Origin of the sequence: Brevibacillus sp. HB2.2, from assembly GCF_013284275.1 — a bacterium.
Classification (GTDB): Bacteria; Bacillota; Bacilli; order Brevibacillales; family Brevibacillaceae; genus Brevibacillus; species Brevibacillus brevis_D.
The window spans coordinates 39,292-50,169 of sequence record NZ_JABSUV010000044.1 but is presented as its reverse complement, the minus strand read 5'-3'; the positions used below and the strand labels follow the sequence as shown (position 1 = coordinate 50,169).

Sequence of the window (10,878 nt, the reverse complement as noted above, 5' to 3'; positions counted from 1 at the left end):
CTCAATCCCCCAGCTGGCGTGTCAGAGTCGAAGAGAACTGTGCTTTTTCTTCTCCTCCGCTATGTTGACTCAAACCAAATTTTTTTGTGAGATATGTTTTCTTATCATGTGACAATCATTTCCAAATATCGTCTTATTGTGTGAGCTTCAACGTCAAGAAAAGATGGAGGAGACACATATGACCTCGACCTCTCAAAGGCGTTATCCTGTACTGGCAAGTAGCGCACTCCTAACAGCCACACTGCTCCTGTCACCAGCCTCGGGCACAGTCATGGCGAATCAGACAGGGAACCAACAAGCAGAAGCTCCCCTTCAGGAAAATCAGTTAAGCGAAAAGGTAAAACGAACGGAGCAAAAGCTGCAAAAGCTCATCCCAACGCTCAATGACACATCAAGATATATTACCTTGGAAACGAAAGACCAGCCTGTGTACGAGATCCGTTATGAAAAAAATAATGAATTCTTTGCCAGAGCCTATATCCATGCAGAAACCGGGAAACTGCTCACGTATTTATTGGATGACAAGGATCTTGAAATTCCTGATGACAAGCTGGCCTATAAGAGCGCCGATACCTTCATGAAGGGGTGGATCGGTGAAATGCGCAGCCTGTACAAGGTAACGCGAGCTCCTGTAGGCGATGTCATCTATAGCCGCTATGTAAATGGCATTGAGGTAGTTGGCGATGAGTTTCGGTTGTCAGTAAACAGTGCGGGACAGGTAACCCACGTTTCGGAAGGAGAAAACACGCTGACAAACATCAATCCAGCTGACTTCCTCCCCCCAGCCCAGGCGATGAAGAAAGATCAGCTCAGCCGCTGTATCCCACCCCTACTGCAACTCATGTACAAGACTGGTGAAAATCAGACCGATCTCGTCTACTCCGCTGTATTCTCCGGTTATGTGGACGCAGTAACAGGAGCTGAGCTGATCACTAATCGGCAATACAGAACCTGGAGGTGGAAACCAACCTCCCTCACGCCTGGTGGAAAGGTAGTAAAGGTGAAGAATGAGCAGGAGGCAACGCGGATTTACGAAAGCGAGTTTGGTATCAGCCTGAAGGGTAGTATCTTCAATAGCAATGGCGGCAATAGCGAGATGGAAAGGGTCTATTTTTCGCCTGATTTTAGTGAGTATTTGTATACGAAGGATGACGTTGTGATCGGATTTAAAAGCTATTCGAACACCCAAACCGAAAAAGGAAAGACAATATTATCGGAAAAGCAGCTTCTTGCGAAAGCTGTTCAGTTCCTGCAGCCATATCTCAAACAGGAAGAAAAGGAGTTCTACTACAGGGTGACTCCTGATTGGAAGAATCCTGATAGGGGGAATCCACATCAGTATGTAGTAGAGCTTGTGCCATCTGTTGAGGGACTTCCGCTGGAATATGGACGAAGCATTGGTATTGGTGTGAATGGAGTCACAGGGAAAATCACCGAGTACTATCAACAACTCGACCAAAAGCCTGCCAAGCTCCCGGATAAGAGGAAGGCTGTCTCCATAGATGCAGCAGCCAAGGCCTTGCTGGCGAAACCCACCGAACTGTTATACATCTACCCATTTATTAATGGAAAGAGGTTGGCCAAACCGGTCCTTGCCTATTCAATTGATCTTAACGATATCGATATCAATGCCCTGACAGGTAAGTTCAAAGAGTAGGTAGTAAATGGTCAGTTAGATTATTGTTTCGTCATGTAGAGGATGTTGTCATGCAGAAACTGGTATGTTAAAATCGTGCTGACAATTAACGATAGGAGATGAAGAGGATAATGTAATCATTCTTGCCGCTTTTTTAAAGAATAAAGCAGAATTTGTCTTATTCTTTATTGGCAAGATCGTTACCTTATTCTTTTCTCTCAGAAAATATATCCTTTTTATACCCTGCATGGGTTGGATGTGTTGTATTTTTTGAGCTACAAGAAAGGTAACTTTCTTGTAGCTCTTTTTTATTCTGAGAAGAGATAAACCATTTCAAGGAGGATGAAAGCGATGGAGATTGAGGTTGTAGATGATTATGTGAATCGGTTCCTATTGTGCGAAGCGGTTCACAAAAAAACAAATCGGTTGCCGGAGAATAACCTATTTATCGACAGATGCACGTAGTAATCCGTCTGCAAACGTATGCGCTTTTTCTATATAGATGAATAACGTGTCAGCCCATTGACGGTTGCTTTATATGGTTTCTCCGGCGGTAAGGAGAAGACATGAAACTAACCTCGAAATATGAAACGATTCGGCAAATACTGTCCGAATGCAAGCAGCCCGAGTATCGGTATGCTCAGATTATGGACGCCATTTTCAAGCAAAACATCGGTGAATACGAACGGATGACCATCCTACCCAAATTTTTGCGCGACGAGTTGAACCGGGTACTAGGTCCGAACGTTTGCAATATCGCTCCGGTAAAGGAACTCACGTCGAAACAGGTTAGCAAGGTGCTGTTTGCGATTCCGGGCGACGAACAGGTGGAGGCCGTACGACTTACTTATGAGCGGGGGTGGAAATCGTATTGTATTTCCACACAGTGCGGCTGCGGATTCAGGTGCAAGTTTTGTGCTACCGGTACCATTGGCCTGAAACGAAATCTGACCGCCGACGAAATTACCGACCAATTGCTGTACTTTCGTTTGAACGGCCACTCTTTGGACAGCATCTCATTCATGGGCATGGGGGAGGCGCTCGCCAACCCGCATATTTTTGAGGCCATGACGATATTGACCGACCCGTATCTCTTCGGTTTAGGACATCGACGAATTACGATTTCCACGATCGGCTTGTTGCCGGGGATCGACAAGCTGACTCGGGAGTTTCCCCAGGTTAACCTAACCTTCTCGCTGCATTCGCCGTTCGACGATCAGCGAAGCGAGCTGATGCCGATCAACGACCGATTCCCAGTCCGCGACGTACTGATGGCATTGGATCGCCACATCAGGGAAACAGGGAGAAAGGTATATATTGCGTATATTCTTCTTCGTGAAGTAAACGACTCGACAGCGCATGCGGAAGCAGTTGCCGAGTTGCTAAGAGAAAGAGGACCTTGGGAACATCTCTACCACGTTAACCTGATTCCATTCAATTCGACCGAAGTTACGCCAGACAGCTATCGGCAATCCGATCCTTCGCGGATTAAAGCGTTTGTTCGGATCTTGAAGTCAAGGGGGATAAGCGTCACGGTCCGAACTCAATTCGGATCGGACATAAACGCGGCATGCGGCCAGTTATACCGTTCTGAATAATGTGGTATATTGGATCATAATGGAAATGGTAAGTGGTGAAGGGGGGACATGCCATGGAGAAACGCTGCGTATTGTTAATGGGGGCTAGCGGCTACTTGGGAAGTCAAATCTATCAGGAGCTATTGCCGGATAATGCCATTGATCTGATAGGTACTTGCTTTTCTGCACAAGTTGACCATCAATTACTTCGGGTCGACGTGACTGACACCCCTTCTTTTTCAGCGATACTGCAAGAGTTTTCACCGCATGTTGTCATTTGGGCGTTGATGAGTGCAACAGATGAACGAGAGCTAATAGAAAAAGGCTTGGATGTTCTGCTTTCTCAGTTACCGGAAGAGAGCAAATTGATCTTCATCTCCACAGACGGAGTCTTCGGAAGAGGTACTGGCTCTTATCGGGAAGAAGATCAGTCCGAGCCGTTAGATGAGAGAAATCCGTTAGCTGCTTATTCAAATGCCAAAATACGTGGGGAAGCTACCATTCGCCAGCGGCATCCCAATCATGTCATCGTGCGAGTGGGCCCGATCTATGGTCGCAATGCGGTTGGGCAATGGGATAAACGCGTCGCTTCGATGAGTGTAGATCTGGAAGCTGGGAGAGAAATAAGCCGGTCAGGTAATTTGTACAAGTCGTTTGTCCATGTGGAAGACGTGGGGAATGCCATCCACGAATTGCTGCATGGTCCTTACCTTGGAACGCTACATCTAGGCCCAGCAGAGAAAGAGAGTTATTATTCTTTTTACAAAAAGATGGCTCTGGCATTAGGGTTGAATGCTGATGGTGTAAAAGAAACCTTGTTAACAGAAGCGGAGGCGCTGGAACGAGGGATTCCGTTGGACACTTCGTTGTGTACGAAAAAGGCGCATGAACTACTAAAAACCCGTTTTCGTCAGGCGGGATGGAAAAACACGCATGGAAACGATAACGACAAAGGAGAGTAGAGAACAATGAAAACAATCGGATTAATTGGCGGCATGAGCTGGGAGTCCTCCTTGGTCTACTACCGTTTGATCAATGAAACCGTCAAGGAGCGGCTGGGCGGTTTGCATTCGGCAAAAAGCATCCTGTATTCTGTTGATTTTGCCGAGATCGAAGAAATGCAACGAGAAGGACGATGGGAAGAAGCAGGCGAGCGGCTGGCGCTTGCGGCGAAAAGCCTCGAAGCGGCAGGAGCCGACCTGATTGTTCTCTGCACAAATACGATGCACAAGCTGGCGTATGCTATCGAGGAAGCGACCAGTTTGCCTTTTCTTCATATCGCGGATGCGACAGCGCAAGCGATCACAAACCACGGGCATAAACGAGTGGCACTGCTTGCGACGCGATTTACGATGGAGCAGGATTTCTATACAGGGCGTCTGCGTGATGTTCATGGATTAGAGGTATTGCTACCGGATGAACAAGAGCGAGCACTCGTCCATGAGATTATTTACAAGGAGCTGTGTGTCGGGATCATTCGCGAAGAATCTAAGCGTACATACCAGGCGATTATTGAGCGACTGGTCAAGGAAGGCGCCGAGGCAGTCATCCTCGGTTGCACGGAAATCGGTCTATTGATCACAGCCCAAGATTGCATGGTCCCGGTCTTTGATACTACTGCGATTCATGCAGAGGCAGCTGTGGAGGCTGCTTTGCGGTAGATCAAAGGCAAGAAATAAAAGACTGAGTTCATTCCATTTGCTACTAGAATGGATGACTCAGTCTTTTTTGTGCAAATGTATTTTATGAAACCAAAAAATCACAACCAAAAACACATAAAAACAATCAATTTACGTTGCGTTCATATTCGCTTAATATTTTCCCCGTAAGATTGGTGTCGTAGGAACCAAGAAATGAACATTCCGCAAAGAGGAGAGGTTCTCATGAAGAAATGGCATTATCCTTTACTTGCTTCCATTCTATCAATTGCGTTTTTAGCAGGATGTGGACAAGCACCAGGGTCACAACCAAACACACAAACCTCCACAAAGGAAAGTACAAACGCCTCAGGTGAGATTACAGTGTATACGGCGCTGGAGGATGACCAGATCAAAACGTATTTGGAATCCTTCAAAGCAAAATATCCAGATGTAAAGGTCAATATCGTCCGCGATTCTACAGGGATCATCACAGCAAAGCTGCTGGCGGAAAAAGATAATCCACAAGCAGACGTCGTATGGGGAACAGCAGCGACAAGCCTGCTTGTACTCGAACAGCAGGGCATGCTCGAAAGCTATTCGCCGAAAGGGATCGAGAAGGTATCTCCGGAGTTTAAGGATTCCAAGGAACCGGCAAGCTGGGTAGGAATCGATGCATGGGAGACTGCGATTGCAGTCAATACGAAGGAATTGGAAAAACGTAATTTGCCAATCCCGCGTTCATACGAAGACCTGATCAAGCCGGAGTACAAAGGGCTGATCGTGATGCCGAATCCAGCGTCTTCTGGAACTGGGCTTCTCACCGTCAACGGAATCATGCAATTAAAAGGGGAGAAAGAAGGCTGGGCGTACCTCGACAAGCTGCATGAAAACATGGCGATCTACACGCATTCCGGCTCGAAGCCAGCGAAAATGGCCGCATCGGGCGAGTATCCAATCGGTATTTCCTTTGGCTACCGTTCGATTACTGAGAAGAAAAAAGGCGCACCAGTGGAAGTCGTCTTTCCAACAGAAGGCTCAGGCTGGGACGTAGAGGCGAATGCTTTGATGAAAAAGAGTCAAATCAAGCCAGAATCCAAGCTGTTCTTGGACTGGGCAATCTCGGATGAAGTCATGAAAGCTTATAACCAGAACTTCGCCATCGTCAGTGTCAAGCAAGAAGGCGCGACACTTCCGGAAGGCTACGCAGTAGATCCGATCAAGCAATTAATCAAGCTCGACCTGAATCAAGCCGCAAAAAATCGCGACAACGTCTTGGCGGAGTGGGAAAAACGATACGCGACCAAGAGTGAACCCAAGTAAGCAGCGAGGAGAACAGCATGACACAATCCTATCTATCCATTCAAGGGGTCAGTAAACGCTTTGGTTTGTTTGCCGCATTGGAGCACATTTCCATCGAAATTGACAAGAATGAATTTGTTTGTCTGCTCGGTCCCAGTGGCTGCGGTAAAACAACATTACTGAGAATGCTGGCTGGATTGGAACAGCCGACAACAGGCAAGATGATTCTGGGAGGCAGGGAGATTACTTCTCTGCCTCCTGCAAAACGAAACATTGCGATGATGTTCCAGTCGTACGCCTTGTTTCCTAATTTGACGGCTGCCGAAAACATTGCCTTTGGCCTGCAAGAAAAGAAGCTAGGGAAAAAAGAGATCGCAGCCAAAGTAGAAGAGGCGCTAGACATGGTTGATTTGTCTCATGCCGCCGCCAAATATCCCAGCCAGCTCTCAGGCGGTCAACAGCAGCGAATTGCCTTGGCGCGAGCGATTGCACTATCGCCGGATATCTTGCTTTTAGATGAACCACTATCCGCATTGGATGCAAAGGTAAGACAAAAGCTGCGCCGGGAGATTCGGCGTTTGCATGAGCAGTACGGCATGACAACAGTGATGGTCACCCATGACCAGGATGAGGCATTGACCATGGCAGACAAGATCGTCGTCATGGATCACGGCGAGGTCGTTCAGGTAGGTACACCCGAGGAGATCTATAACAGACCAGCGACTCCGTTTGTTGCTGATTTTATCGGAGCGATCAACTTTTTTGAGTACAGTCGCTTTGAGAATGCGCAATCTGATCCGAATCGCTTACTTGCGATCAGACCAGAGCATGTGCGGCTTTTGCAGCAAGAATCCGAATGCACCATGCCTGCGACTATTTCCGAAATAGAGTTTCGCGGTGCTTTTTACCGAATCTTTCTGGAGTGGCAAGAGGAAGGGCAGAGAAAAAAAGAGCTTCTGACAATCGATTTAATAGCGGCCGAGGCACAAAGACTTGGAATTGCCCGAGGCAAAAAGATGTGGCTGGAGTTTCCGCTAGAGAATTTGCTGACATTTGAGCATGCGCCAACCATAGAGGAACAGGAGTGAGCAGCATGAAGGAAATGACATCGATCTTCGATGGAAAAGCCCTGCAAAAGTGGCTCATCGGCCTTGTCGTTCTTGGATTGTCAGCGAGTGTCCTGTTGCCACTTGGCCAGCTGTTTTCCAAAGCATTCTATAACAAGAACGGTCAGTTCATCGGCCTGGACAATTTCGTTACGTACTTTTCCACCCCAGCACTGGCAGGGTCGCTGAATAACACCTTGTATATTTCTGGGATGACCACGCTGATTGCAGTCACACTCGCTTTTTTGTTCGCGTATGCCTTGACGCGCAGCGGGATTCGCGGAAAACGAGTCTTTCGGGCGATCGCGCTGCTGCCGCTGTTTGCGCCCACAATGATGCACGGAATCGCCCTGACCTACCTTTTTGGGAATCAAGGGCTGGTGACGACAGGGATCTTCGGATTGCTTCCGTTTCAATGGGACATCGATTTGTACGGCCCAGTTGGGATTGTTTTGGCGGAGATCGTCTATGTTTTCCCACAAGCGTATTTGATTCTCGCAGTTTCCCTTGCTTTTGCCGACTATCAATTGTACGAAGCGGCGGATACGCTCGGAGCGAACCATTTGCGCAAGTTTTTTGTAGTGACGATTCCCAGTGTGAAATACGGGATCGTCAGCGCCTGCTTTGTCTGTTTTACTCTCTCGTTTACTGACTTCGGAGCACCAAAGGTTGTCGGCGGACAGTTTTCCGTACTGGCAACAGACGTCTACAAGCAGGTCATCGGTCAGCAAAATATGACGATGGGCGCAACGGTTGGGCTGCTATTGATCATTCCTGCGCTCGTAGCGTTTGTCGTGGACCGGATTGTTGAGCGAAAGCAGCATGCGGCTGTAACAGCCAAGTCCAAACCGTATCGAATCAAGGAAAATCGTTTGCGCGACACGTTTTACTTCATTCTTTGTTTGAGCGTCAGCGGATTTTTGCTGCTTCTCATGGCTGCGGTGGTACTAGCTTCTTTCATTAAAGTATGGCCGTACAATCTGACTTTCGGCTTGGATCATTACGATTTTTCCAACGTAGCTGGAGAAGGGATCGAGCCACTGTGGAACAGCATTCTCGTCGCCTTGCTGACGGCAGTGATCGGGACGGCGGTGACGTTTATTACGGCCTACACTATAGAAAAGTCCCAAGTGTGGAAGGGGCTTCGCCAAGCTGGATACTTCCTGTCGATTCTCCCGCTGGCATTGCCGGGGATGGTCATTGGGCTAGCGTACATTTTCTTCTTCAATAATCCGTCGAATCCATTTCACGGGATGTACGGAACGATCTGGATTTTGATTTTGGCGAACGTCATTCATTTTTTCGCAGTTGGTTTTATTACAGCAACGAGCGCATTGAAAAAGCTCGATCCCGAGTTCGAGCAGGCGGCAGAATCCATGGGGATCCCGCAGACAAAGCTACTGTGGCGCGTCACGATTCCCGTCTGTATGCCGGCAATTGTCGAGATGGCGGTGTACTTTTTCATCAACTCGATGGTGACGATCTCGGCGGTTGTTTTTCTGTACGCAGCCGATTTCAAGTTGGCATCTGTCTCCATCGTGAACATGGATGACGCCGGGGATGTGGCTCCGGCAGCAGCGATGTCTGTATTGATTGTCTTCCTCAACATCCTCGCACGTGCTGGTGCAGAATGGATCGCATCCAAACTTCGCAAGCGGACAACAGGGTCCTACCAAGAGAAAGGTCAGGTGGCATAAAGCATGAAAGCAGTAGTATTTGATTGGGCAGGAACGATGGTAGATTACGGATGTTTCGCTCCTTTGGCTGTCTTTTTACAGGTGTTCAAAAAACGGGGGATCGAGCTGACAGCAGCAGAAGCGCGCGAACCGATGGGGATGCTCAAGCGCGATCATATCCAGGCGCTTTGCAAAATGGAGCGGGTAGCAGCGCTATGGCAAGAGCGTTACGGTCGACTTCCGAATGAAGCGGATGTGGACGAATTGTACGCTGACTTCGAACCGATGCTGATGGCTACGCTGCACGAGTATGCCACTCCTGTTCCGGGAGCAATTGAATTGGTAGGACGTCTGCGTGAGCAGGGCTTCAAAATCGGCTCGACCACAGGCTACACAAGAGAAATGATGAATGTGGTAGCAGCATCGGCTAAACAACAGGGCTACGAGCCGGACGTACTGATCACCCCAAGTGAAGTGCCTGCAGGACGTCCGTATCCATGGATGTGCTATCAAAATGCGATCCTGCTGGACGTATATCCAATGAACGAGATAGTCAAGGTCGGTGATACGACGAGCGATATGAAAGAAGGCAGAAACGCCGGAATGTGGACCGTTGGCGTTCTGAAGGGTGGAAGCGAGCTCGGTCTGTCCTTGGAGGAAGTGACGAGCATGCTACAGGAAGAGCTGGATAAAAAACTGGCTATCGCAACAGAACGACTGATGGCAGCGGGTGCGCACTACGTGATCGAGGAGATCGGATGCTTGGATGAGGTGCTCAAAAAGATCGAGATGCGTCAGGCAGAAGGAGAGAGACCATGAATCAGACAAGACCAACCGATAATCCGTACTTGTTGCTCACCCCCGGGCCATTGACCACTTCCCCAACCGTCCGCGAGGCGATGCTGCGGGACTGGTGCACGTGGGATCGTGATTACAATGAACTGGTACAGGCAATCCGCCAAAAGCTCGTCCGATTGGCAACTACGCAGGTAGAGGATTATACGAGCGTTTTGATACAAGGTAGCGGTTCCTTTTGTGTGGAAGCAGTGGTGAGCAGTGCGATTCCCGCAGACGGCAAGCTGCTCGTCATGACGAATGGTGCATACGGGGATCGGATCGTGGAAATGGCACAAATTCATGGAATCCCGACGGAGGTCATTGATTTTGGCGAAGTGACAAAAGCCGATGCAGAGGTATTGGAGCAGAAACTAGCGGCGGATGCAACGATCACGCATGTGGCTGTCGTGCATTCAGAAACGACTACGGGCATGCTCAATCCCATCAAAGAAATCAGTGAAGTCGTCAAGAAATACGGAAAAGTCTATATCGTAGATGCGATGAGCAGCTTCGGTGGCATTCCAATGGATGCAGCAGAGCTCTCGATTGACTTCTTGATCTCAAGCGCGAACAAATGCATCCAAGGCGTGCCTGGCTTCGGCTTTGTCATTGCCAAAACGTCTGCGCTCATCAACTGCAAAGGGATCGCCCGTACGTTGTCCCTCGATTTGTACAGCCAGTGGAAGACGATGGAGGAGCAAAACGGAAAGTGGCGCTATACTTCTCCGACTCATGTCGTGCGAGCTTTTTATCAAGCACTGATAGAGCTTGAGGCAGAGGGCGGAGTGGAAAAACGGTACGAGCGTTATCAGCGCAATCAGCAGTTACTCGCAGAAGGCATGGAGCGCATCGGTTTTCGCATCCTGTTGCCAAAAGAATCGCAATCGCCCTTCATCACTTCCTTTTATTATCCCGAAAGCGAGGCATTCACCTTCGCACAGCTGTATGAGCGGCTAAAGCAGGCAGGCTTCGTCATCTATCCGGGTAAAATCTCGCAAGCGGACACGTTTCGGATTGGCAATATCGGAGAGGTTTACCCAGAGGATATCGAGAGATTAATCACCGCAATGGAAAACAATCGTTTCTGGCTGGAGTAAAGAATGAGGA

General features: G+C 48.6%; 9 protein-coding genes. All 9 read left to right on the top strand.

Annotated elements, in window-relative coordinates; all coding sequences use genetic code 11:
* Positions 1–178 precede the first annotated feature (178 nt).
* Positions 179–1,657, top strand: coding sequence for a PepSY domain-containing protein (locus HP401_RS34235; RefSeq protein ID WP_173606954.1), 1,479 nt, complete (start codon positions 179–181; stop codon positions 1,655–1,657).
* Positions 1,658–2,202: 545 nt separating this feature from the next.
* Positions 2,203–3,234, top strand: coding sequence for a Cfr family 23S rRNA (adenine(2503)-C(8))-methyltransferase (locus tag HP401_RS34230; protein ID WP_173606953.1), 1,032 nt, complete (start codon positions 2,203–2,205; stop codon positions 3,232–3,234).
* 53 nt (positions 3,235–3,287) lie between these two features.
* Positions 3,288–4,175: a sugar nucleotide-binding protein gene (locus HP401_RS34225; protein WP_173606952.1), complete on the top strand. Its 888-nt coding sequence runs from the start codon at positions 3,288–3,290 to the stop codon at positions 4,173–4,175.
* A gap of 6 nt (positions 4,176–4,181) precedes the next feature.
* Positions 4,182–4,874 carry an aspartate/glutamate racemase family protein gene (locus HP401_RS34220; RefSeq protein WP_173606951.1) on the top strand — a complete coding sequence of 231 codons (693 nt, stop codon included), beginning with the start codon at positions 4,182–4,184 and terminating at the stop codon, positions 4,872–4,874.
* Positions 4,875–5,096: 222 nt separating this feature from the next.
* Positions 5,097–6,173: a putative 2-aminoethylphosphonate ABC transporter substrate-binding protein gene (locus tag HP401_RS34215; protein ID WP_173606950.1), complete on the top strand. Its 1,077-nt coding sequence runs from the start codon at positions 5,097–5,099 to the stop codon at positions 6,171–6,173.
* A 17-nt stretch (positions 6,174–6,190) separates the two neighbouring features.
* On the top strand, positions 6,191–7,240 hold the full coding sequence (locus HP401_RS34210) for a putative 2-aminoethylphosphonate ABC transporter ATP-binding protein (protein ID WP_173606949.1): 1,050 nt from the start codon (positions 6,191–6,193) through the stop codon (positions 7,238–7,240).
* Positions 7,241–7,245: 5 nt separating this feature from the next.
* Positions 7,246–8,955, top strand: coding sequence for a putative 2-aminoethylphosphonate ABC transporter permease subunit (locus HP401_RS34205; protein WP_173606948.1), 1,710 nt, complete (start codon positions 7,246–7,248; stop codon positions 8,953–8,955).
* A gap of 3 nt (positions 8,956–8,958) precedes the next feature.
* Entirely contained in the window at positions 8,959–9,753 is a 795-nt protein-coding gene (phnX, locus tag HP401_RS34200) for a phosphonoacetaldehyde hydrolase (protein ID WP_173606947.1), read from the top strand.
* Positions 9,750–10,868: a 2-aminoethylphosphonate--pyruvate transaminase gene (gene phnW, locus HP401_RS34195; protein ID WP_173606946.1), complete on the top strand. Its 1,119-nt coding sequence runs from the start codon at positions 9,750–9,752 to the stop codon at positions 10,866–10,868. The genes phnX and phnW overlap by 4 nt, the downstream gene beginning before the upstream one ends.
* The last annotated feature ends 10 nt before the right edge of the window (positions 10,869–10,878 follow it).